This window comes from Hymenobacter sp. R533113, from assembly GCF_056835965.1.
The window spans coordinates 166,144-189,600 of record NZ_JAKWBD010000013.1 but is presented as its reverse complement, the minus strand read 5'-3'; the positions used below and the strand labels follow the sequence as shown (position 1 = coordinate 189,600).

Annotated in this window: 21 protein-coding genes and 2 pseudogenes; 10 read left to right on the top strand and 13 right to left on the bottom strand. The window is 52.7% G+C overall.

The window, feature by feature from the left end; all coding sequences use genetic code 11:
- The first annotated feature begins 52 nt into the window (after positions 1–52).
- The 3 genes from MKZ35_RS09750 (at position 53) to MKZ35_RS09740 (ending at position 5,519) form a co-directional block, all read left to right on the top strand.
- Positions 53–1,681 carry an amidase gene (locus tag MKZ35_RS09750; RefSeq protein ID WP_482513067.1) on the top strand — a complete coding sequence of 543 codons (1,629 nt, stop codon included), beginning with the start codon at positions 53–55 and terminating at the stop codon, positions 1,679–1,681.
- 54 nt (positions 1,682–1,735) lie between these two features.
- Positions 1,736–3,142 (top strand): exodeoxyribonuclease X C-terminal domain-containing protein, encoded by a 1,407-nt coding sequence (locus MKZ35_RS09745; protein WP_482513065.1) that lies wholly within the window; start codon positions 1,736–1,738, stop codon positions 3,140–3,142.
- Positions 3,143–3,608: 466 nt separating this feature from the next.
- Positions 3,609–5,519: an ABC-F family ATP-binding cassette domain-containing protein gene (locus MKZ35_RS09740; protein ID WP_482513064.1), complete on the top strand. Its 1,911-nt coding sequence runs from the start codon at positions 3,609–3,611 to the stop codon at positions 5,517–5,519.
- Between the two features lie 69 nt (positions 5,520–5,588).
- On the opposite strand, the gene MKZ35_RS09735 is transcribed toward MKZ35_RS09740, so the two are convergent.
- The 4 genes and pseudogenes from MKZ35_RS09735 to MKZ35_RS09720 form a co-directional block, all read right to left on the bottom strand.
- Positions 5,589–5,828, bottom strand: a complete 240-nt coding sequence (locus MKZ35_RS09735; protein WP_482513062.1) for a hypothetical protein — start codon at positions 5,826–5,828, stop codon at positions 5,589–5,591.
- 87 nt (positions 5,829–5,915) lie between these two features.
- A complete protein-coding gene (locus MKZ35_RS09730; RefSeq protein ID WP_482513060.1) occupies positions 5,916–6,653 on the bottom strand; it encodes a DUF4240 domain-containing protein in 738 nt (245 codons plus the stop codon).
- A 253-nt stretch (positions 6,654–6,906) separates the two neighbouring features.
- Positions 6,907–7,095 (bottom strand): annotated as a pseudogene (locus tag MKZ35_RS09725) (DUF1343 domain-containing protein); the annotation flags it as partial.
- 177 nt (positions 7,096–7,272) lie between these two features.
- Positions 7,273–7,878 (bottom strand): transposase, encoded by a 606-nt coding sequence (locus tag MKZ35_RS09720; RefSeq protein ID WP_482513058.1) that lies wholly within the window; start codon positions 7,876–7,878, stop codon positions 7,273–7,275.
- Between the two features lie 152 nt (positions 7,879–8,030).
- On the opposite strand from MKZ35_RS09720, the gene MKZ35_RS09715 reads away from it, so the two are divergent.
- The 3 genes from MKZ35_RS09715 (at position 8,031) to MKZ35_RS09705 (ending at position 12,706) form a co-directional block, all read left to right on the top strand.
- Positions 8,031–9,359, top strand: a complete 1,329-nt coding sequence (locus MKZ35_RS09715) for a type IX secretion system plug protein (RefSeq protein ID WP_482513056.1) — start codon at positions 8,031–8,033, stop codon at positions 9,357–9,359.
- 346 nt (positions 9,360–9,705) lie between these two features.
- Positions 9,706–11,190 (top strand): M48 family metalloprotease, encoded by a 1,485-nt coding sequence (locus MKZ35_RS09710; protein ID WP_482513054.1) that lies wholly within the window; start codon positions 9,706–9,708, stop codon positions 11,188–11,190.
- A 70-nt stretch (positions 11,191–11,260) separates the two neighbouring features.
- Complete coding sequence (locus MKZ35_RS09705; RefSeq protein WP_482513052.1) at positions 11,261–12,706, top strand: M48 family metalloprotease; 1,446 nt, start codon at positions 11,261–11,263, stop codon at positions 12,704–12,706.
- Between the two features lie 807 nt (positions 12,707–13,513).
- On the opposite strand, the gene MKZ35_RS09700 is transcribed toward MKZ35_RS09705, so the two are convergent.
- The 3 genes from MKZ35_RS09700 to MKZ35_RS09690 form a co-directional block, all read right to left on the bottom strand.
- Positions 13,514–13,723, bottom strand: coding sequence for a zinc ribbon domain-containing protein YjdM (locus MKZ35_RS09700; RefSeq protein WP_482513050.1), 210 nt, complete (start codon positions 13,721–13,723; stop codon positions 13,514–13,516).
- A gap of 140 nt (positions 13,724–13,863) precedes the next feature.
- Positions 13,864–14,961, bottom strand: coding sequence for a redox-regulated ATPase YchF (gene ychF, locus MKZ35_RS09695; protein WP_482513048.1), 1,098 nt, complete (start codon positions 14,959–14,961; stop codon positions 13,864–13,866).
- A gap of 195 nt (positions 14,962–15,156) precedes the next feature.
- Positions 15,157–15,504 (bottom strand): DUF3276 family protein, encoded by a 348-nt coding sequence (locus MKZ35_RS09690; protein ID WP_482513047.1) that lies wholly within the window; start codon positions 15,502–15,504, stop codon positions 15,157–15,159.
- A gap of 372 nt (positions 15,505–15,876) precedes the next feature.
- On the opposite strand from MKZ35_RS09690, the gene MKZ35_RS09685 reads away from it, so the two are divergent.
- On the top strand, positions 15,877–16,791 hold the full coding sequence (locus MKZ35_RS09685) for a DUF58 domain-containing protein (protein ID WP_482513046.1): 915 nt from the start codon (positions 15,877–15,879) through the stop codon (positions 16,789–16,791).
- A 28-nt stretch (positions 16,792–16,819) separates the two neighbouring features.
- On the opposite strand, the gene MKZ35_RS09680 is transcribed toward MKZ35_RS09685, so the two are convergent.
- From MKZ35_RS09680 to MKZ35_RS09665, 4 genes are read right to left on the bottom strand one after another with little or no spacing between them, the layout of a single operon-like run.
- A complete protein-coding gene (locus MKZ35_RS09680) occupies positions 16,820–17,455 on the bottom strand; it encodes a DNA-3-methyladenine glycosylase family protein (RefSeq protein WP_482513045.1) in 636 nt (211 codons plus the stop codon).
- Positions 17,456–17,471: 16 nt separating this feature from the next.
- The gene (locus MKZ35_RS09675; RefSeq protein WP_482513044.1) at positions 17,472–17,759 is read right to left on the bottom strand and encodes a hypothetical protein; all 288 of its coding nucleotides are present in this window, start codon (positions 17,757–17,759) and stop codon (positions 17,472–17,474) included.
- Positions 17,756–18,130: a metallophosphoesterase gene (locus tag MKZ35_RS09670; protein ID WP_482513043.1), complete on the bottom strand. Its 375-nt coding sequence runs from the start codon at positions 18,128–18,130 to the stop codon at positions 17,756–17,758. The genes MKZ35_RS09675 and MKZ35_RS09670 overlap by 4 nt, the downstream gene beginning before the upstream one ends.
- Entirely contained in the window at positions 18,127–19,524 is a 1,398-nt protein-coding gene (locus tag MKZ35_RS09665) for a cation:proton antiporter (protein ID WP_482513042.1), read from the bottom strand. The genes MKZ35_RS09670 and MKZ35_RS09665 overlap by 4 nt, the downstream gene beginning before the upstream one ends.
- A 143-nt stretch (positions 19,525–19,667) precedes the next feature.
- On the opposite strand from MKZ35_RS09665, the gene nhaA reads away from it, so the two are divergent.
- Entirely contained in the window at positions 19,668–20,852 is a 1,185-nt protein-coding gene (gene nhaA / locus MKZ35_RS09660) for a Na+/H+ antiporter NhaA (RefSeq protein WP_482513041.1), read from the top strand.
- On the opposite strand, the gene MKZ35_RS09655 is transcribed toward nhaA, so the two are convergent.
- Positions 20,849–21,898, bottom strand: coding sequence for a threonine aldolase family protein (locus tag MKZ35_RS09655; RefSeq protein WP_482513040.1), 1,050 nt, complete (start codon positions 21,896–21,898; stop codon positions 20,849–20,851). The genes nhaA and MKZ35_RS09655 overlap by 4 nt on opposite strands.
- A 105-nt stretch (positions 21,899–22,003) precedes the next feature.
- Between MKZ35_RS09655 and MKZ35_RS09650 the strand changes: the two genes are divergently transcribed.
- Positions 22,004–22,384 (top strand): hypothetical protein, encoded by a 381-nt coding sequence (locus MKZ35_RS09650; RefSeq protein ID WP_482513039.1) that lies wholly within the window; start codon positions 22,004–22,006, stop codon positions 22,382–22,384.
- Between the two features lie 102 nt (positions 22,385–22,486).
- Here the strand turns inward: MKZ35_RS09650 and MKZ35_RS09645 are convergent.
- Positions 22,487–22,980 (bottom strand): annotated as a pseudogene (locus tag MKZ35_RS09645) (metallophosphoesterase family protein).
- A 231-nt stretch (positions 22,981–23,211) separates the two neighbouring features.
- On the opposite strand from MKZ35_RS09645, the gene MKZ35_RS09640 reads away from it, so the two are divergent.
- The gene (locus MKZ35_RS09640; RefSeq protein ID WP_482513037.1) at positions 23,212–23,454 is read left to right on the top strand and encodes a hypothetical protein; all 243 of its coding nucleotides are present in this window, start codon (positions 23,212–23,214) and stop codon (positions 23,452–23,454) included.
- The last annotated feature ends 3 nt before the right edge of the window (positions 23,455–23,457 follow it).

Sequence of the window (23,457 nt, the reverse complement as noted above, 5' to 3'; positions counted from 1 at the left end):
CGGGCTAGCTACACACGTCAACTCATCTTATCTTGACAAGAAAAAAGATAAGATGAACCGAAGAGTATTTCTGCGTAATAGCACCTTAGCTGGCGTCGCCCTTTCCACGCTTTCCCTCGACGCCTGCACCGCCGATACGACAACTGCCAAAACTGCTGCCGCTACCGCTGCTGATACCGATGATACCTTTGCCCTCAATGAAGTTACCGTAGCCGAGCTTCAGGAGAAAATGAGCGGTGGCCAGTACACCTCCCGCAGCATTACGGAGCTGTACCTGCGGCGCATTGCGGGCATAGACAAAAAAGGCCCCCAGCTGCATTCTATTATCGAACTGAATCCTGATGCGCTCAGCATTGCGGAGGAGATGGACAACGAGCGCAGAGCAGGCAAGGTGCGCGGCCCGTTGCACGGTATTCCCGTCCTTATCAAAGACAACATCAACTCCGCCGACCAGATGCAAACCACTGCCGGCGCACTGGCGCTGGCCGGCAACAAAGCCTCGCAGGATGCATTTATTGTCAAGAAGCTGCGCGAGGCCGGGGCGGTGCTGCTGGGCAAAACCAACCTGAGCGAGTGGGCCAATTTCCGCTCTACGCGCTCGACCAGCGGCTGGAGCAGTCGTGGGGGGCAAACCAAGAACGCCTACATCCTCGACCGCACACCCAGCGGTTCCAGCTCCGGATCGGGTACGGCGGTGGCGGCCAACCTCTGCGCCCTGGCCATCGGTACTGAAACAGATGGCTCCATCGTGTCGCCGGCCTCGTGCAATGGGCTGGTAGGCTTCAAGCCGACCGTAGGCCTGCTCAGCCGAACCGGTATTATCCCCATTTCGGCTTCTCAGGACACAGCCGGCCCCATGACGCGCACCGTCCGCGACGCGGCCATCCTGCTCTCCGCCCTCGCCGGCCCCGATCCCGCCGACCCCGTGACCCAGCAAAGCGCCGGCAAAACGGCTCCCGATTACACCAAATTCCTGTATCCACAGGCGCTGGGGGGCAAAATTATCGGCGTGGAAAAGTCGCACCTGGAAGGAACTTCCGATGCTATTCCGCTTTTCAAAAAAGCCATCGAAGTGCTCAAAGCCCAGGGCGCGACCATCGTAGAAGTAGAGGTGCTCAAACAGATCAACCCATTGGGCGAAGCCGAGTACGAGGTGCTGCTCTATGAGTTCAAGGACGGCGTGAACAAGTACCTGGCCACGGCCAACGCCCAGGTGAAAACCCTGGCCGACGTTATTGCCTTCAACAAGCAAAACGAACCGAAAGCCATGCCCTTCTTCAAGCAGGAAATTCTGGAAGCCTCCGAGAAGCTAGGCGACCTGAGCAGCCCCAAATACCTGGCGGCCCTGCGCAAATCGCAAGCCGGCGCCCGCAAGACCCTCGACTCGACGCTGCGCAACAACAAGCTCGCCGCCATTATCGGCATCACCAACAGCCCCGCCCCCGGCATCGACCTGATCAACGGCGACTCCTGGCCCGGCCCCGGCTTCTCGTCGCCCGCCGCCATGGCCGGCTACCCGCATATCACGGTGCCCATGGGCCAGGCCCACGGCCTGCCTGTGGGCTTGTCCTTCGTCGGCCCGGCGTACGGGGAAGCAGGGTTACTAAGCGTGGCCTACGCCTACGAGCAAGCCTCGAAGCAGCGTAAGGCCCCGGAGTTTCGGGGGCCTTTTGTGGGGTAAGGTTATTACTCTTAAATTTTGACTCATAGTTTAAACTCCTGTGTTCTGAATAATATGTACTCCTCTCTGCATTACTACTTTAGTGACTCTAAGTTTGCTTTCGGAAAGCACAAGGGCAAAAACTTAGGAGAAGTTGCAATATTAAACCCATCTTATATTAACTTTTGCTGTATTGAAATACCTCGATTTTGTATTACAAAATATACACTTGACTGTTTAAAGGAGTTAAATCCAAATTTTTGGCTTAACAATGAAGCGGTAGAATCATTAATGTTTAAAAATTCCGCCTTGATTAATAGTTCTATCAACCAGTTCTATAATTATCCACTCAATGAATTAAAAATAATTAACTCCAATGGAGAAGCAATGGATGTGTATCAGATGCCAATGGCTATTGATCAGCTATTTGCGAGGAATCTGCGATTGGCTTCACTCGATAATTTGAATGAATATGAATTATTTGTTGATAGGATCAGGCGTACTACTTCAGATAAAGTTCATTACCAAGGAATAGTTGCTTACGCTATACTGATAAAGGATGATGAAGTGCCATATATGTTTAAATGGATGAGCGAAAGTATTCATTGTCAGAATGACGACACTGCTATAGTAAGACACAAATATTGGTCTAATCTAGCGGATAGGTACTCTACACGAGTCGTCTTGTATATTGGAACACCTAATTCTAGATATTATGATGGAATATTAATGCTTATTGAATACTGTAATTCTGATTATTCGCCTGAAAGAAAAATATTATTGACAAAAGAGGCTGGAGAAAAATATGAGCGTGAGCATTGGCGTACTCCTAAATTTGAATTTGATTATATGGTTCACCGTGAAATTCATATTTCCTATCCCAATATAAATCCATTCACAAAAGAAAAAGAAAGAGAGCTAACTGAAGAAGAGCACGTTCAATTTGCTTCTTTGAAAGAAACAGATAAAATAAAAACTGATAAAGCTAATATACATAATAATTGCATAATATCAAAATATCAAAATTATAAAATGGGTCAAATGATTTATGTAAATGTATCTAAATCTTATTTAATGCTGACAGAATCGCTATGGTTAAAGGTGGTTTCAGATTGTGTTAAGTCTTCTAATAATACCTCTAATGAGTTGTTATTAGAAGAAAAAAATAAAAATGTTATTGAAAATAAATATACTTATTTAAATGATTCAAATAGTTATCTAATCAGAATAACTAACGACGAAATAGAGGCTTTTTGTAAAAAAATGCCAATTGACAAAGAGAAGTCACTAAGTGACATTATTAATGAGGAATATGATGATTCTATGAGAAGAGAATTCTTTTTTTCAATAGGAAAAAAAGAAGTAGTAAATCTCAACTACCATTATGATAGTGACCCCTGGAAGGATTCATGGGATGCTATGACTGATGGACAATATGGAGATTATAGAGGCTCCAATGATTTTGAGGGAATTGGTTTCTAGAGGCACGGTAGTCTCCCGCCAACGTGGGCACCTTAAAAAGGCGAACCCCCGGCTATTGGCGCAACCGAGGGTTCAAGAAGTGGGTGAAACAAGCACCCTTACTTCTAGACACAATGAAGAAGGCAAGTGCAAGAGCGAAACACACCGGCAAGGCCGGTTGGTTTCGTATTTCCCTGGAGCTGATTAAAGCAGCGCTAGGGGGAGCAATTCGAGCCGTGGTGAGCCACTGGCTGGAACATCCGTAGGATGGCAGCGGTCAAGGCTTCGGCTTTGGCCGCCGTTTGTGCTTAACAGACCGATTGTCTGCATTGTACAGTGCAAACATACGAGTTTTAGAAAATAAGGTGCTAATTATTTAGCAACTAGGTGCTTGCGGAAGGTCAACGGCTTGGTTGGCTAGGATTTCACTTTCTCCTCCACCAACAACTTGATACATCGTACCTTTGCAGCTTCATAGCAAAGTAGGATGATTTCCATTAACGACCTAGATTTCCATTTTGGCTCGCGTACGCTCTACGACAAGGCCAGCCTCCACATAAAGCCCAAAGACAAAATCGGCCTGATTGGGCTGAATGGAACGGGCAAATCCACGCTGCTGCGCATTCTGGTGGGCGAGTACAAGCCTGATGGTGGCAGCATTCAGATGGGTAAAGAGGTGTCATTGGGCTTCCTGAATCAGGATTTGCTCAGCTACGACACCCACGAAAGCATCCTCAACGTGGCCATGCAGGCCTTTGAGGAAGCCCTGAACGTGCAGAAGAAAATTGACCAGATTCTGGTCGAGTTTGAGCATAACTACCACGACGACCTCGTGCAGAAGCTCGCCGATTTGCAGGAGCGCTTCGAGGCCCTGGGCGGCTACACCATGCAGGCCGAGGCCGAGGAGATTCTGGAAGGTCTGGGCTTCACAACCGAGGAGCTGCAAAAGCCCCTCAAAACCTTCAGCGGTGGCTGGCGGATGCGGGTAATGCTGGCCAAAATCCTGCTCCAGAAACCCTCGCTGCTCCTGCTCGACGAACCGACCAACCACCTGGACCTGCCCAGTATCAAGTGGATCGAGAACTACCTGGCTGACTATCTGGGGGCCGTTATCATTGTATCGCACGACCGCGAGTTTCTGGACCGTACCAGCAATACGACGGTGGAGGTGACGGGGGGCAAATTGGTGCAATACGCCGGCAACTACACGTATTATCTGGAGGAAAAGGAAGAGCGCAACGCCATCCAGAAAGGCGCTTTCGAGAACCAACAGGCCCAAATCAAGCAGGCGGAGAAGTTCATTGAGCGCTTCAAAGCCAAAGCCTCCAAAGCCAAGCAGGCTCAAAGCCGCGTGAAAATGCTCGACAAGCTGGAGCGCATCGATGACGTGGCCAACGACGCGGCCCGCGTGAATATCAAGTTCAACTTCACGGTGCAGCCCGGCCGCCACATCCTGCGCATGGAGCATGTGGGCAAGAAGTACGGCGAAAAAATCATCTTCCGCGACACCAACCTGCACATCGAGCGCGGCGACAAAATTGCGCTCGTTGGGGCCAACGGCAAGGGCAAATCTACGCTCATGCGCCTGGTGGCAGGTCAGGAGGCGCCTTCCAACGGCAACCACCAGCTCGGCCACAACGTGATTATGTCGTTCTACGCCCAGCACCAGCTGGAAAGCTTGAACGTGAACAACGAGATTTTGCAGGAGATGAACGAGGCCGGCTCCAAGCGCAACGAGATGGAGCTGCGCTCGGTGCTGGGCTCCTTCCTCTTCACTGGCGAGCAAGTCTACAAGAAGATCAAGGTGCTGTCGGGGGGCGAAAAAAGCCGCGTGGCCCTGGCCAAAACCCTGATTTCGGAAGCCAACTTCCTCCTGCTCGACGAGCCGACCAACCACCTGGACATGCAATCGGTGAACATCCTGATTCAGGCCCTGGAGCAGTACGAAGGCACCTACATCGTCATCAGCCACGACCGGTTCTTCGTGGAGAACGTGGCCAACAAGATCTGGTTTATCGAGGATTTCCAGCTCAAGGAATACCCCGGCACCTACTCCGAGTTTGAGCAGTGGATGGAAGACCGCGACAAAGCCGCCAAAAAAGCGGCTCTAAATGCCCCCCAGCCCTCCGCCAAAGCGGCATCCAACCAAAAGTCAGCGCCCGCTAAAGCCGAGCCGGCCAAACCAACCAGCAACGGCAGCGCCAAAAGCAGCCGGGAGCTACAGGAAGTAGAAAGCCGCATCACCACCCTGGAAAAAGAGCTGGCCCAGTACGAAGCCCAACTCGCCGACCCCGGCATCTACAGCAACGCCGCCCAACTGAAAGACGCCACGCTGAAATTTGAGCAGGTGCAAAAAGAGCTGACCGCCCAGACTAAGCGCTGGGAAGAATTAGTGTGAGGAAAGTTAAAGCAGCCTTTTAGACACAAAAAAGCCCCCCAGAAGTAGTTCTGGGGGGCTTTTTTGTGCTTATAGCCAAATAAATTCTTTTGCTTTTTGACTTTCGGGATCAAACCATTCTTCAGCAATTTCCTGATAGAGCGGCTCTCTATCTTTATCAACTATTATCTGTATCAAGTCGCCAACTGGGGCTCCATGTAAGTATCTTAAACGTCCTTTTGAATCAAATTTTATTTTTCCATCATTAAATAACGTCTCAAATTTTGGCCAGTACTTAATATTGTCTTTTGTTATTCTTATTCTACTCATTCTTGATAAGTATTTCTTAAATTGGGTTAATATTTAGATTTTTTCGATACTGCATAATGCTGAAATATATTTCCAAATTAATAACCCTTAGAATCCCAATTTTTTACACTTTTTGGATAATTTAGGAAACTTAATTTGTAAACTATCATCTTCTTCTTTCCAATCAAATATCATTTCTGGCAAAGGCAGGGAAATTGTTTTATCTTGAAAATCATCTTTATTTGTCTTCTGCTCATATGCTGTACTTGCAGAATACATTAAACTTTCAACTTCACATTCGCCTATATTATCCTCATTTATATATTTCATTAAACTTTCAGGGTTCTCCAATGCCTCATAGTATGCTTTTTGACCTCTTGAAATAACCCAGGATCTGAAATAATCAAAGCCGTCATCAGAACAACCTCCATTTATTAAATATGCTACTCCCCACCAGTCTGACCGGTATGACTTGCGGTGGAGTTCACTAAATATATTATCAAATTCAATAATTTCAGAAACTGGACGATTTTCAAGTAGTTCTGTTACTAAGTCAGCTTGATAATCAGAGTCTCCTTCTGACGATTTTTTTGCACGTTCTATAATATTCCAAAAATCAGCCTCTCCAAAATTGATGCTGTTATCTTCTTTATAGCCCTTCTTTAGTTTGTCAGCAATTAACTTATTTGCTTCTTTCTCAGCTTCAGTGTTGGATTGAAATGTTTTTGAATCGGAGCGACCAGCCGTTCCAATTCTTCCATAAATTACCGTTAAAGTTGAGTCTTCAACTGATACACGCCAAAACTTGTTTGAGGAATCGTCTTGGAAAATTAGGTTTTTAGTCATACCTGTTTTATTGTTCTATTTTTAATAAAAAATGCAAGAATCGTGAAAGTGTTTCTCAAATTCGCTTAATTGCTGATAAAGTGTCTACTGGTATTTTTTATGCTTACCAGTGACATCTGAACTGCTACTACTCCGCAGCGCCACTCAGTTGCGTAACCCGTATCAAATTAGGTGTGATTACGCAACTTATCGTGTCAGCCTAAGGAATAATTCAAATTGTAGATATTTAAACGCCTATCGTTTCAGCGCCCTCTCACGGATACAGCAGACACTTCAGGCGCCGCTGCTTGTACTGGCTGAGCTGCGGCTCCCAGGAAGCGCGGATTTCCTGGGCCGACTTGCCGGCTTCTATCTGTTGGCGAGACTCGGCCACGCCAGCCAGCTTATTGATGTCGCCCGGCTCAAAGACGCGACGGTGAGGTTTGAGCAGGTAAAGAGGGAACTGGAAAGGGTGAACACGCGGTGGGAGGAGTTAGCGGCTAAAGTTGCGCAATTAGAACGAATGTAGCGCGAAGCTTCCGCTTCGCGCATCGTTGAACGACTCGCGTTGGGGGCATTCTTAACACCTAAGCAACGACGCGCGAAGCAGAAGCTTCGCGCTACATTCCTCTGGGTCGTGCTACAGTTCGTGCCAATAGGTGTAGGGCCACTGCTGCCAATCATTCGTCAAGCCTGCTTTGACTGGATTCTCCAGCACATAGCTGATGATGCGCTCCATCTCGCCCGCGTCACGGACGATGTGGTCGTAGCTTTCGCGTTGCCAGAACTGCCCTGTTCGATCTAGCAGCGCGTTGCCTTTGCAGCCGGTATACCCTTTGATCTTTTGCAGCGTCCGCGCTAGTGGTGGGGCATCATCTGGCAGTGTTACGACGAGGTGAACGTGATTGGCCATCAGACAGTAGCATACCAAGGTGTACGCTTTATCATCATAATAATGCAGCGCCTCCTGCACCAGATTGGCAATAACGGGCAGCTCCAACCAAGTCGGACCCGTGTCAGCTTTATCGAGAAGTTGGTCGAAGCGGCCGAAGTAGCGCTTCTGACGAGCGTAGCTCTCCTCACAATCGGGGTGGCGTTGCGGCGCGTTTTCTAGCTCTGCCCGCAGTTTTTCAACGACGATTCGAGGCAAGGAATTAGCCAAGCGGAAAGTGATAAATAAATTTTCACCGGGTGGCAGGCGGTGAGGGAGATTGCGCTGATAGTAGGTTAAATGTGTATCAAACATACGGGTGGATGTAGCGCGAACCGAAGGAAGGCAGAGCCAAGCTTTCGCTTCGCGTATCGTTGAACGACTGGAATTAGCTTTAAAATGCTAAAATGGTGCTACGATTGCCGTTCAACGACACGCGAAGCGAAAGCTGCGCGCTACATTCGCTTATGCTTCGATACCTCTTCCTGCTTCTCCTGGCCACCGCCTGCGTACCCCTAGGTACGCCCATCACTGACCCGAACGCGGCCCGCTCGCCCGGCCAGCAACGGCCCCCGGAGTATTATGCCGACAAAACCCTACGCTATCAGGACTTTATTTATAATCCCGATGTAAAATCGGTGCAGTGCTATGTGGCCACGGGCCAGCCGACGGAGGTGTTCCAGCCGCCGGTAGCGCCGTTGCAGGGGCAGGGCTTCACGCTGGAGTTTGATTTGCTGGGCGGTAAGTCGGAGCGGCTGACGGCCAAGCTCGTGCACTGCGATGTAGACTGGAAGCCCTCCGTGCTCACGGATATGCAGTTTTTGAATGAGATAAACGAGTTTCTCCTCACCGATTACCGCACCGGTGTCGGTACCAAGGTGCCGTTCTACCACTACCGTTTACGGGTGCCGCCGGTCAAAATCAGCGGTAATTATCTGCTCGTGGTGCAAAGTGCGGGCCGGGTGCCGCTGCTGAGTCGGCGGCTGCTGGTATACCAGAACGAGGTGGAAGTAGACCTGCGCCAGGGCATTCCGGTAGCCGGCGCTGAGCGCTACACCTTGCAGCAAGTAGACTTTGCCATCCGCTACGGCGCCATGAATCTGGTGAATCCGGCCCAGGAAGTGAAGGTGATGCTGCGCCAGAACTTCCGGTGGGACAACGCCAAAATCAACCTGCGGCCCACCTTCGTGCGCGATGCTGAGCGCCTGCTTCAGTATCAGTATTTCAACTTCGAAAACACCTTTCCGGGCCTGAGCGAGTTCCGCTTTTTCGATACCCGCTCCCTGCGCGTACTCGGTCAGGGCATGGCCAAGCTAGACCTCGAAGCCACGCCCCGCACCGTGCTGCTCACCCTGGAAGGCAGCCGCAACGGCCAGGGCTACACTCAATATGAGGACGTCAACGGCCAGCGCGTATTCGAAAACCGCGAGTACGGCAACGGCGACTCCAACGCCGACTACGCCGACGTGACCTTCCAGCTGAAGGCGGAGGAACCCGCACCCGGCCCCGTGTATGTAATCGGCGCCCTCACCGATTGGCAGCTCAAGGATGAGTTCAAGCTCACCTACGACGCCGAAAACCAGATATACAGCACCACGGCCCTGCTCAAACAGGGCTACTACAACTACTACTACGCCACCCAAACGCCTCAGGGCCCGAACAGCGTACCGTGGGAAGGCAGCCACCAGGAAACCGAAAACCAGTATGATCTGCTGGTGTATTATCGTCCGCCTGGCACCCGCGCCGACCTGCTGATTGGGTATCAGGCGATAACCGTGAACGGTCGCCGGCCCTAAGCAAATAATAGTTCGCTTAGTAAGCCTTTCCCAAAAAGCCCCCCAGCGCATCAGTACAATTCTGTTCCAGGTTACAGGAATAGGGTACTGATGCGCTGGGGGGCTTTTTTAATGCCTATACTCTTGGATCAAGAGCGGCTATGCTCGTTAGAAAGCATTTTTTAGGCGCATCTTGGTTTCGGTAGTTTACTGAAACGTAAGGGGTAAACACCAAAACGAATCACCGTTTTGTGCTGTCCGCAGCGGGAAACGCAACCATTCACCAACGGTATCGTTGCAGGAAAACTTCCTCTCTTCCCGCCTCTACGCCCCGAAACCAACGTTGGGGGGCTTTTTCGTCATTCCTATGAAACGACATTTTCTTTTCGCCTGCAATGCAGCTTTCCTGTTACTGCTGACTGCCTGTGCCACAAACCCCGTTACGGGCAAAAAGCAAGTTAGCTTGGTTTCTGAGGGCCAGGAAGTAGCCATTGGTCAGCAGTCCGATCCGCAGGTGATTGCGCAGTTTGGCTTGGTAGAAAACCCAGCCCTACAGCGCTTTATTCAGGATAAAGGTCAGAAAATGGCTACCGTATCACACCGGCCTAATCTGAAATACGAGTTCAAAATCGTTGATTCGCCGGTGATAAATGCGTTTGCTGTGCCTGGTGGCTACGTGTACTTCACGCGGGGTATTATGGCTCATTTCAACAATGAAGCGCAGTTCGCCGGTGTTTTGGGTCATGAGATTGGCCACATTACCGCCCGCCACTCGGCCCAGCAGCAAACCAAGGCTACGCTCGGCCAGGTCCTGCTTATCGGTGGTATGATTGCCTCGCCCCAGCTGGCCCAGTACGGCCAACAGGCCATGCAGGGCTTGCAGGTGTTATTTCTCAAGTTTGGCCGCGACGATGAGCGTGAATCCGACCGCCTGGGTGTGGAGTATTCCACCAAAATCGGCTACGACGCCAAGCAGATGGCCGACTTCTTCCTGACCCTCCAGCGCGAGCAGGAGAAAGCCGCCACTGCTAGCGGAGCCGAGGCCATTCCCGATTTTCTCTCCTCTCACCCCAACCCCGAAGACCGCTATAACACGGTAAAGCAGCTCGCCGCCGAGACCCAGCAACAAATTAATGCCACCAACCTTACCGTAGGGCGCGACTCCTACCTGCGCATGATTGAGGGCCTCGTGTATGGCGAAGACCCCAAGCAGGGCTTTGTGGAAAACAACAGCTTCTACCACCCCGAGCTAAAGTTTCAGTTTCCCGTGCCCGCAGGCTGGAAGCACCAAAACTCCCCTCAGCAGTTCCAGATGGCTGCCCCCGACGGCAAAGCCATCATGGTGCTGACCCTGGCGCCGGGCGAAAGCCTGGAAGCCGCCGCTCAGCAGATGGTGCAGCAGTTCAAGCTGCAGCCCGTCGAGTCCAAGCAGGTGACTGTTAATAGTTTTCCGGCTTTGGCTATCGTGGCCGACCAGGTAGCCGAGCAGCAGCAGGGGCAACCCCAACAGCAGCAACAGGCGCCGGCCGTACGCACGCTTATCTACCTGATTCAGGACGGAAAATCCATCTACGCGATGTTCGGAGCCAGCAGCGGCCCGGATTTTGCCACCTACTTCCCGACGTTTAGCAGCTCGATGCAAAACTTTCGCCGACTCACCGACGCCGACAAACTTAACCGCCAGCCTGAACGCGTCCGAATAAAGTCGGTAACCAGCGCCACCACCTTGTCGCAGGCCCTGACCCGTTTCCAGGTACCTAATGCCCGTCTGGAAGAAATGGCTATCCTGAACGGCATGCAGCTCACCGACCGCCTGACGGCCGGACAGCTGATCAAGGTGGTAGCAAAATAACCTATAGCAGCCTCGCTGATTTGCTGCTTTTCGCCTCCCCCGGCGGTTACCCTACTCACTACTTTTGCCTATGCAATCCACCCACTTTCGTCGTTTGAGTGCCGCCGCCTTGCTGATCGCACTTCTGCCCCTAACCAGTGCTAGCAGCCTGAACCCAGACCCCAAAAAAGCCCCCCAGCCCGTGCAAGGCGCGCAGCCCGATCCGCAGATTGTGGCCCAGTTTGGTCTCCTTGATAATGCCAAGCTACAGAGCTACATCGACAGCAAAGGCATGCAGATGGGCAAAATCTCCGACCGGCCCGCTGACGTCAAGGGCTTTACCGTCGTCGATTCGCCGGTTATCAACGCCTTCGCCACGCCCGATGGTCATGTGTATTTCACCCGTGGCATCATGGCGCACTTCAACAATGAGGCGCAGTTTGCGGGCGTGCTGGGCCACGAAATCGGCCACATCACCGCCCGCCACGGCCAGAAGCAGCAAACGCGTTCCACCGTTGCCAATGGGGCTATTCTGCTGGGCTCTATCTTCTCGCGGCGTATTGCCTCTATTGCGCAGCCAGCCCAGCAAGTGGTCGGGCTGGGCCTGCTCAAGTATGGTCGCGACGACGAAAACGAATCTGACCAGCTGGGTGTCAAGTATTCCAGCAAAATCGGCTACGACCCGGCCTCCATGGCCGACTTCTTCCTAACTCTGCAGCGCACCGAGCAAAGCAGTGGTGCGTCCCCCATACCTACCTTTCTCTCCTCGCACCCCAACTCCGCCGATCGCTACCAGAACGTGAAAAAGCTGGCCCAGCAGGCCGAACAGCAAGCCGGTCGCCAGCTGGCCGTAAACCGCGAGCAGTATCTACGCCTCATCGAAGGCTTGCCTTATGGCGAAGATCCGCGCCAGGGCTACGTGGAAGCCGGCACATTTTATCACCCTGATCTGAAGTTTCGCTTTCCCATTCCGTCGGGCTGGAAGTCGCAGAACTCGCCTTCCCAGTTTCAGATGGGCGAGCCCAATGGCAAAGCAATCCTAGTGTTGCTGCCCGCTCCTGGCAACTCCCTGGATGCCGCCGCCGAAGCGCTGGTGAAGCAGCTGAGCCTCCAGTCGCCCCAGGCGCAGCGCACGACTATTAACAGCTTTCCCGCCATTGCTATCCAAGCCGACCAGGTGAAGCAGGCCCAGAACGGGCAGCAGGCAGTAAGCGCCCGGACGCTTACCTACCTCATTCAGGATGGCCAAACCATCTACGCCTTGGTGGGCCTCACTTCCCCCAACGATTTCAACACATTTGCCCCCCAGTTTCAGCGCAGCGCCCAAGGTTTCGCCCGCCTCACCGATGCTAGCAAGCTGAACCGTCAATCCGAGAAAATCCGCATCAAAACGGCCGCCAAAGCTACTACGCTGGCTCAGGCTTTAGCAGCCAACGGTATACCTGCCGCCCGCCGCGAAGAACTGGCCGTACTAAACGGCATGAAGCTGACGGACCTGCTAAGCGCGGGGAGTTTGTATAAGGTGGTGGGAAAGTAAATATCAAATGATATAAATAAGCAGTAAATACGGGTATCTTCTCATTGTTAGTTTTAAATACTGTAACGGCAGAGTACCTTTTAATCTATCGTTACAGTACCAATTAATATATATTCCGATTCACCGGAGTTTTCCTTAAGCAAAGCTCCCCTAACGGTTACAGAGCCATATTGGAGTAGATGTTTAAATTTCCCCTTTTCGTATATGTTTCTAACTTCAAGTAAGCTGCTCGTTAGTAATCCGTTTACCTCGTTTGTTAGTCTGATTAGGAGGCTTTTTCCACCTCTGTCACTTTCGATTACGCCGAATAAGTTATTTAGTCCCCAGTCACAAGGCTCACTAACGATGATTCTTACTGTTATTCCTTTCAGACTCATTTCCCGTTAGGTATATATAGGACTGACGCAAAAGGGGGCGTAGGCTTGTAGCGCGAAGCTTCCGCTTCGCGTCTCGTTGAACGGAATCAGTTGATAGTCAGCAACGAGACGCGAAGCGGAAGATTCGCGTTACATCCTTAGTGCGTAAGTCCTAATATAATTACAATGCAGTTGAATGTATAAAGCCTAAACGCCCCGGCCAAATACTGGTTGGGGCGTTTAAGTTACGGAACTGCCGCTACTGAAGAAACTGCAGCTTTTCTCTCGTCTGTCATGCAGAGCGGTAGCGAAGCATCTCGCGTGCTGATGTGGGATTACTCAAGGCGGTCATGCTGAGCCTGTCGAAGCATCTCTACTGCTTCGTTGAACGAAGCTGACGGAGCGGTAGAGATGCTTCGACAAGCTCAGCATGACTGCCTTTTATTGATTATTAAGCCTTCTTCAAAAACTCGGTTTTTAGCACCATCGTGCTGCCACCGGCGCGGCCTTCGATTTCCTTATCGCTATTGGTGAAGCGGATGTTTTTGACCATTGTGCCGCGCTTAAGGGTGAGCGAGGAGCCTTTCACCTTTAAGTCTTTGATGATAGTCACTGAGTCGCCTTCGTTGAGCAGGGTGCCGTTGCTGTCTTTTACTTCCATAGGGGGCTTTTTTTGGACAAAGGAATGCGGAAGCCAACGCTCCGTTCAACGATAGTGGTCCTACGACTTTGGAGTCGCAGGACCACTGTGGGCGTCCACAAAATCTGCGTAATCAACGCAAAATCAGCGTTATCCGTGATTTAGACGTTGAAGCGGAAGTGCATGATGTCGCCGTCCTGCACCACGTATTCCTTGCCTTCCACGGCCATCTTGCCGGCCTCTTTGATCTTGACTTCCGTTTTATAGTTCTGATAATCAGGGAGCTTGATTACCTCGGCGCGGATAAAGCCCTTTTCGAAGTCGGAGTGGATGACGCCGGCGGCCTGGGGGGCTTTATCGCCGCGGTGAATGGTCCAGGCGCGTACTTCTTTTACGCCGGCGGTGAAGTAGGTAATCAGGTTCAGTAGTTCGTAGCTGGCGCGGATCAGGCGGCTCAGGCCCGACTCTTTCAGGCCATACTCGCCCAGAAACATTTCCTTTTCCTCAGGGTCTTCCATCTCGGCAATCTGCGACTCGATGGCGGCCGAAATCGGCACCACCTCGGCGTTTTCGCTTTTCACGTATTCGCGCAGCGCATCCAGGTGGTTATTGGTGGAGCGGATGGTGGCTTCATCCACGTTGGCCACGTAGATGACGGGCTTAATGGTAAGCAACTGCAAATCCTCTACGGCTTCCAGCTCATCCGCATCAACTTGCAGCGAGCGGGCATTCTGACCAGCTTCCAAGTGCGTTTTAAAACGCTGTAGGGCAGCTGCTTCCTTCTTGGCCTTGGCATCGCCGGCCTTAGCCGAACGCTCCGACTTAATAAGCTTCTTATCGATGCCTTCCAGGTCTTTAAGCTGCAATTCGGTATCGATAACCTCCTTGTCGAACACAGGATCAACGGAACCGGCGACGTGCACGATGTTGGGGTCGTCGAAGCAGCGGACGACGTGAATAATGGCGTCAACCTCGCGGATATTGGCCAGAAATTTATTGCCCAAACCTTCGCCTTTGCTGGCACCTTTTACCAGGCCGGCAATGTCCACGAACTCAATAACCGTGGGCAGCACGCGCTCCGGGCTTACCAGCGCTTCCAGAATCTGGAGGCGCTCATCGGGCACAGTGATGATGCCCACATTGGGCTCGATGGTGCAGAAAGGATAGTTGGCCGATTCGGCCTTGGCATTCGAGAGGGCGTTGAATAGCGTGGACTTACCCACGTTCGGCAAACCGACGATTCCGCAGCGGAGACCCATTCTTTTGAGATTTTGAGGGATGAATAGTAAGGGAGAAATCGGCCCTGGGGGGCAAATTTGAGGGGCAAAGGTACGGGTTGTTCACCGGGAGAGCACGGTGGGGGTTCAACAACAAAACGGCGCGCTTTGGCCGAAACCAAAGCGCGCCGCGCACTAAATGAATACCAGAGTAAAAGCTTGTTTCGTTAGGCTTGCTTAGTAAGTAGTGTCGGTAGTGTTGCCGTTGCTGTTGTAAGGCTCATCGTTGTAGGTGGGGCGAGGACGGTCCAGCTCGGCTACTTCTTCCTCCGTCAGCAGTTCTTCGCGCACATAATCCACGGCGTCCTGCAGAGCATCTACGAACTTGGCGAAATCTTCCTTGTAGAGAAAAATTTTATGCTTCTCGTAGGAGAAGGTGTCGTCATCGCGGAGCTTGCGCTTACTCTCGGTGATGGTGAGGTAGTAGTCCTGGCCGCGCGTGGCTTTCACGTCGAAGAAGTACGTGCGTTTTCCGGCTTTAATGCGCTGTGAATAAATTTCTTCCTGATCGTGACGGTCTTCCACGGTTCCTACGGTAAAGTTTTCTTGTTAAATAAGTTGAATGGCCGACCAAAGTACTCTACTCGAATGGGATATAAAAATTTTAATGTTACGTTTTTGAATAGAAAAGCCCCCAGAGGAGGCACAGTTCGGCAGTGGGTGTTAGCGACGGTTATTATCATCAAGGGAAGTTCACCACGTATATTTACTCTTGCTCTAATAACCTGTACAAGATTTAACCGCCTATTACGGACCGTCATGCAGAGCGGCAGCGAAGCATCTCGCGTGCTGATGCAAGGTTACTAATCCAGCTAAACACGCGAGATGCTTCGCTGTCGTTCTGCATGACGGTCCATTTGCTAAGCAATCTTTAAACGCTTTATATTCCTGTTCTATATGCCTCAACCTCTTGATTTAGCTGCCGTCCGTTCGTTTGAGAACTTAGAGTTTTTGGCTCGTCAGTTGGTCGAGGGCTTCATTACGGGCTTGCATCAGTCGCCCTACCACGGGTTTTCGGTCGAGTTTTCAGAGCACCGCCTTTACAACCCCGGCGAAAGCACCCGCCACCTCGACTGGAAAGTGTTTGCCCGCACGGATAAGCTGTTTGTGAAGCGCTACGAGGAAGAAACCAATCTGCGCTGTCACCTGCTGCTCGACGTATCGCCGAGTATGTATTACCCGGCGCCGGGCAATGATAAGCTGCGTTTTTCCATCCTGTGCGCAGCGGCCCTCATTACCTTGCTCCAGAAGCAGCGCGACGCCGTGGGCCTGGTCACCTTCGCCGACCAGGTGGAATTGCAAACGCCCGTTCGCTCTACCAGCACCCACCGCCACACGCTGCTGCTGACGCTGCAACAGCTACTGGAAAGACCCCCCACACGGCGCGTGACCGACGTGTCACACGTTATTCATCAGATTGCCCAGCAGATTCCGAAGCGCTCCTTGGTTGTGCTGTTCAGTGATATGCTGGGCCGCGCCCCCCAGGAGCAAACGGCGACGCTGGCGGCTTTACAACACCTTCGTCATCAGCATCACGAGGTGCTTTTGTTCCACGTAATGGATCGCGCCACGGAGTCGGAGTTCGCCTTCGCCGATCGGCCTTACTTATTTGAGGACATCGAAACCGGCGAGCAGATCAAGCTGCAACCCAATCAGGTGCGCGACCAGTATCGGGCCGCTATGCAGCGCTACGAGCAGGAACTGGCCTTACGCTGCGGACAGTATAAAATTGATTTTGTACCGGTCGATATCCGCGAGCCGTTTGATAAGGCGCTGTACGCGTACTTGGTGAAGCGGGGAAAAGTGCGGTAAAAAAGCCCCCCAGAGAGAAAAATGCAGGTCACGCTTCTGGTTTTGGAGTCGTCGGCAACGACTGCCACAAGTACTTGCAGGCCAGTGTTCTGTAAGGGCGCCAGTTTTCCGCTATGTGCGTGATGCGGCGTAGCAGAGGCCGGCCGGTTTCTTCCAGCTGATACAGGCGGCGCATCGCGTTTTGAATGCCTAAATCACCTTCGGGAAATACGTCGGGCTGATCTAACGCAAACATTTGCAGCATCTGCGCCGTCCAGCGGCCCACGCCGCGAATGGCGGTAAGGTGGTGGGTAAGCGCTTCTTCATCTAGCCCAACGATGAACTCATAGTCGAGCTTGTGAGCGAGATAATACTCGGCGATAGCGCGCAGGTAGCTCGCTTTCTGGCGCGACAGGCCGGCAGCACGCAACTCATCATCGCTCATGAGTACCAGCACGCTGGGTTCGGGGTAGCCATCGGGCCTGAATAAGGCTTCCACCTTTTTCCAGATGGCGGCGGCGGCCTTGGTCGAAATCTGCTGGCTGACGATGGCTTTCAGCAACGCCAGATAAATATCCTCGTGGGGGCGGGGCTGAACGGGGCGGCAACTATCGATAACGGCGGCCAGCGCCGGGTCGCGGCGCAGGTGCGCTAAGGCTGCTTCGTGGGAAAATTCAGTAAGCATAGGAGCGAAAGCTGGCTCAACGAAAGCTGATGTCGGTGCGGTGCGTGTCTACGGCAATGTATTCTAGTACTTCGCCGGCCGCGGTCAGCTTCACGCCAGTCAGGCAGTTGCCCATATAGGCGCCCGTATCAAGGTAAAGAGCCTGGTGAGCTGCATCGAAGGCCGGCCGACAATCCTGAGTAGGCGTGTGGCCAACTACCTGCAGGCGGCCGATGTTGCGCAAGGGCCCACGGCGCCAGAGCACGCCATCATGGTCGTCTTCATCAAGCGGGTTGGGCGTATTGGCCAGACCCGCGTGACTCACAAACATTGCTTCATTTTCCCAATATAAAGGCCGCTGAGCCAGCCAGATAAGGTGGGGCAATTGCAAGTGGGCCTGTACCGTGTACTGCTCAACTGTTTCGCGGCCGCCCCATTCCAGCCAACTCGGGTACGGGCCTTGGGGCCATAATACTTGAGCATACCAGCTTCGTGGTTGCCTTTCAAAAAGACAGTCTGCTTAGGGTGCTTCAGGTTGAGAGAAATGGCGGCGGCTACCGTTTCGGGCGAGAAGTTGCCCCGGTCAACAAGGTCGCCGACCTGGATGAGCATTTCCCGTGCTGGGTTCCAGTGCTGCAACAGCTCCAGAAAGGTGAAATAACAGCCATGCACATCACCAACAATAAACAGGTTCATACGGAAGCAATCAAGCTAGAAGCCGGAGGGCAAAAATACGCCTCCGTGGTGGCCGCCCGCATACGCGCTGGTGAACCACAGGGGAGCTTTGCGGAATGGGTAAGCAAAAGTAGCACAAACCCTAGTTGTTGCCTTGTTCTTCTGCCGCCACTTCGGCAATACTTAGGCCCAGCCGTTTTACCAGTGGCCCAATGGTGAGGCCCTGCACGATAATGGAGAAAATAACCACCACATAAGTAATACCCACTATAAGGTCCGAGCCGGACTGGGCGGCAAAGAGAGCGCCAAAGCCACGGAAATGCCCCCCGCAACCCACCCCAGGTCAGAATCTTGACGGAGTGCTCCGTGAAGCTGCGGCGGAAGCGCAATATGCCCAAGGGCAAGGCCACTGCCACCAAGCGCGCCAGCAGTACCACCACAATGGCTACCGCGCCCACCAGCAAATCTGTAAGGCCAATTTGCACCACCAGTATCTCCAAGCCAATGAGTACGAAAAGCACCGCGTTGAGAATCTCATCAATAATTTCCCAGAATTTATCCACGTACTCGCGGGTCGTGTCCGACATGCCCAGCGAGCGGCCCTGCTGCCCAACAATAAGGCCCGCCACTACAATAGCCAGCGGCCCGGAGGTGTGCAGGGCCGCCGCTAAGGCCGTGCCGCCCGTTACCAGAGCCAGGGTAATCAGCACCTCCACTTTGTAGTTGTCGATGGACCGGAGCAGGCGGTAACCACCGTAGCCGAGTAGGGCGCCCAGCAAAATGCCCCCCACGGCCTCCCGCAGAAACAAGATGGCTACGCCGCTCGGCCCAAGCTTCTCCCAGCCCACCTGAGCAATCTGAAACAAGCTCACGAATACCACTACCGCAATGCCATCGTTAAACAGCGATTCGCCCACTACTTTGATTTCCAGGTTTTTGGGAATGCGCGCCTGTTTTAAGATGCCCAGCACGGCAATAGGGTCGGTGGGGGAGATAAGTGCCCCAAATAGCAGGCAATAGATAAAATTGGTGGGCAGCCCAAATACAGGCAGCAGAAAATACATCGTCGTGGCTACCAGCAGGGTAGAGGTGAGTGTTCCGATGGTAGCCAAGGCAAACACCGGCACTCGCTCCTCGCCCAGACTGCGGGCATCCACGTGAATGGCCCCCGCAAAAAGCAGAAAGCTCAACATCACCTGCATGAGAATGGTGTTGAAATCGACGCTGCGCACCAACTCCACTATGGTAAGCACGCTGCTCACTCCCAGGCGCCCCAGCACAACAACCAGCAGCGACGAAACCAGGGCCAATACCATCAGGCCAATCGTGGAAGGCAGCCGCAGAAACCGGTGATTGAGGTAGCCAAAAGAGGCGGCCACCACCATTAAAACGGCAAATACAGTATATAGCTTCATGCGCAACAACAAAATAAAATAGAAGGCAGGTATCTGGCCCAACCGTGCCCAAGGTCGCCTATTTTTTAGTTATCGTTGGTAAGAGCCGTAAATTTGCCCCCCCACCCGTACTATTCTTTTGCCTGCGCCCCTACACTACTCTGATGCCTATATTGTTTCGAATAATTATTAGTCCTATCCGCGAATTATCAAGCAGTGGTAAGCTCTCGGGCTTGCTGTTGCTGCTGGCTACGGTATTTTCGCTGGCAATCAGTAATTCGGCGTTTGGCGAAAGTTATTTGCGCCTTTGGGAGACGCATGTAGGCGTTGCTCCGCTCGAGAAAACCCTGTCTCATTGGATAAATGATGGGCTAATGGTGATCTTCTTCTTCTTAGTAGGGTTGGAAATAAAGCGGGAAGTCCTCTACGGTGAGCTAACTAATCTGCGGGCCGCTCTATTGCCAGTAATAGCGGCTGTGGGTGGTGTTACGGTGCCGGCCGTGATCTACCTGCTGTGTACAACAGGCACGGGTCTGACGCACGGCTGGGCGGTGCCCACGGCCACCGACATTGCTTTTTCGCTCGGTATTCTTTCTCTGCTCGGTGACCGGGTGCCGTTCAGCCTGCGCATTTTTCTGACGGCACTGGCTATTATTGATGACTTGCTGGCCGTCGTGATTATTGCCATCTTCTATACCGCCGATCTGAACACAACTTATTTACTAGCTAGCACGGGTTTGCTGGCGGTTCTGGTTGCACTGAACCGGCTGAAAATAGGCTGGTTGCCCCTGTACTTTTTGCTGGGTCTGGCCTTATGGTACTGCGTACTGAAATCGGGCGTGCACGCTACCATCGCAGGGGTACTACTGGCACTCACCATCCCCACTGACGCTATCGAACGAATTGAGCACGCCCTGCAAAAGCCTGTCAGCTATATCATTCTGCCCTTATTTGCCTTGGCTAATACGGCCATTATCCTCTCCATGGATACGCTGCGGGAGTTGACTACGCCGTTGAGTTTAGGTATCGTGCTGGGGCTGTTGCTGGGCAAGCCCATCGGCATTTTTGGCACTTCGTGGCTAATGATCAAAACTGGGATGGCTTCCTTACCGGCCAACGTGAACTGGCGGCGCTTGTTGGGGCTAGGCTTTACGGCTGGTATCGGCTTCACGATGGCAATATTTATCGCCAACCTTTCCTTCTCCGATGCCAGCCGCATTGACCTGGCCAAGCTAGCTGTTATTTTAGGCTCTATCCTTTCTGCCCTGGTCGGCATCTTTCTGCTGCGTCCGCGCCCGGATATGGTTGCCGCAGCGTCTGAAAAGCCCGAACTGGTGAAGGAAGCCTAAGCGCTTACCGCAGCCACGGGCACCGACGTTAGCGCCGCTTCTACGCGGGCCAGCATCGCGTCATCGATGTCGAGGTGAGTTACGAAGCGAATCATCTGAGGTCCAAATGAGGATGCCCGAATGCCTTGCTCTTCCAGATGCTCCAGGAAAGCTTTGGGGGGCATTTCTTCGGCTAAGCGGAAGATAACCAAGTTGGTCTCGACCGGCAGCACCTCGGCTACATACGGCTGATTTTGGAGTACTGCACTCAGCTGCTGTGCGCGGCGGTGGTCGTCGGCTAGGCGCGCCACGTTGTTCTCCAGCGCGTACAGACCAGCTGCCGCCAGATAGCCAGCCTGCCGCATGCCGCCGCCCATCACCTTCCGAATACGCTTCGACTTCTGAATTAAAGCCTTGCTGCCCAGCAGCACGGAGCCAACCGGCGCCCCCAAGCCTTTCGATAAGCACACCGAGATGGAATCGAAGTACTCGCCGTATTCTTGGGCCGGCTGGCCCGTGGCTACCAACGCGTTGTAGACACGGGCGCCGTCAAGATGCAGACTCAGGCCGTGGCGGCGCGTTACTTCCGCTATTTGCTGAATGCTTTCCAGCGAGTAGCAACTGCCGCCGCCGCGGTTACTCGTGTTTTCGAGGCACACAAGGCGGGTATCCGGGTAGTGCACGTTGTTGGCGGGCCGAATAGCCGCTTCCACTTGGGCGGCCGAAATACGGCCCCGGTCGCCGGGGAGCAGCGCCGTAGAAGCTCCTGAGTGAAAGGCAATGCCACCCACTTCCCAGAGATAGACGTGGGCGGTCTGCTCACAAATGACCTCAGCCAGAGGCTCCGTCTGCGCTTTGATGGCAATCTGGTTGGTCATGGTGCCGGAAGGGCAAAACAAGCCCGCCTCCAGCCCGAACTGGGCGGCGGCAGTGGCTTCCAGCTCCCGCACGGTGGGGTCCTCTTCGTACACATCGTCGCCGACTGGGGCGCGGAACATGGCCTCCAGCATGGCGGCCGTAGGACGGGTGACGGTATCGGAGCGCAAATCGATAATAGGTTCAGACATAGGGCTTGGGCGTAAGAGGACAGATATACAAACGATGGTTTCAGGATTCAAAAATAAGACTTACTTTTGCCCCTCCTTTACAAATCGACTTTAACCGACCCGGATATGAGCGTCACCCGATTGAAGCGCAAGCACCGCAAGAACATTGCGCGCCAAAATAACAAGCAGCGTGTCATTAAGCAGCTACTCCTCACGCCCGTTCTGAAGAACGTGGACATCGAAGAGCTGAAAGCCAGCTTCAACGGCGGCGCTGCTCCTGCCCAATCCGCAACGAAGGCTGAGAAAGCCGCCGCCCGCTCGCAGAAGCAAGCTGATGATAACGCTGCCAAAGCGACTGAGACCTCACCTCTTGAGTCGGCTCCTACCCAGGCGGTAGAAGTTAACCAGACTGGTACGGAAGGCTTCGACGAGGCTGAAGCTGTAACCAAGCCAGTAAACGAAGACGGCCAGGAAGGCGACAAGCCTAAGCCTGAAATCGCCCTCTAAATCGGCCTGCCACCGGTGTCGGTTGGCTCAATAAGTTAGAAAAAGCGTCTTTCTCGCAAGAGAAAGACGCTTTTTTGTTACAGATTTAGTCAAAAGGAGTACTCATTTCGGCCCTAATTCCACCACCTGCAGCTTTTGAATTTTGCCCCCCAGTACCTCAAATAACAGCAGCGTACGCACTTTGTGAAAGCCGTGCCGGCCGGCAGCTCCCGGATTCAGGTGTAATAATCCCAGCTTCGGGTCGGGCATTACTTTGAGAATATGCGAATGACCGCTGATAAACAAGCCGGGACGCTCCTGGGCAAGTAATTGTCTAGCCGCTGGGCTGTAGTGACCTGGGTATCCACCGATGTGCGTTATGAGCACGCGCAGGCCTTCTATCTCAAATGACTGTACCAGCGGCTGGGTGCGTCGTACATCCTGGCCATCAATGTTGCCGTAAACGCCGCGCAGGGGGCAATTTCCGCCAGCTCCTCGGCTACAGTGGCGGTTCCAAAGTCGCCGGCGTGCCATATTTCGTCGCGGTCGGTAAGGTGGTGGCAAATGCGCTCGTCGAGGTAGCTGTGGGTATCCGAGAGTAAGCCGATTTTCTTCATTCAGAGTAGGGACCGGGTAGGAACGTAGCGGTGTATAGAACGCATAAAACGTTGAATACGGCTCAGAAGTAAACTATAACAGTTGAAACAGCCGGATTCACTAACTCTTAAACATACTACCTCGTATCTTGCCCATCCGTTAAGTAATTTTCGTTTGCGAATATTTATCCGGTGTTTTACGGCAAGCTTTGCCTGATTTTCTCCTTCCGCCCTCTCTTCATATTGCCCCCGATGAATGTGTTCATCAACGACATTCCGCTGATCATCAAGAAGAACAGCGAGAAAGTATACAAGCACCGCTACGACCTGATCCTGAACGCGGAGGATGAATTTATCTCCAAGGATCTGGTAGGCGACGTACTGGTACGTGACGTAACCGACGTGTTCGTCGACCGGTTATTGCGACTGATGGAGGTGAAAAAGCTGAAAAAGCTGACTTCCCTCACCTTACTAGCTCGCAAAAAAAGCGCCTGATTC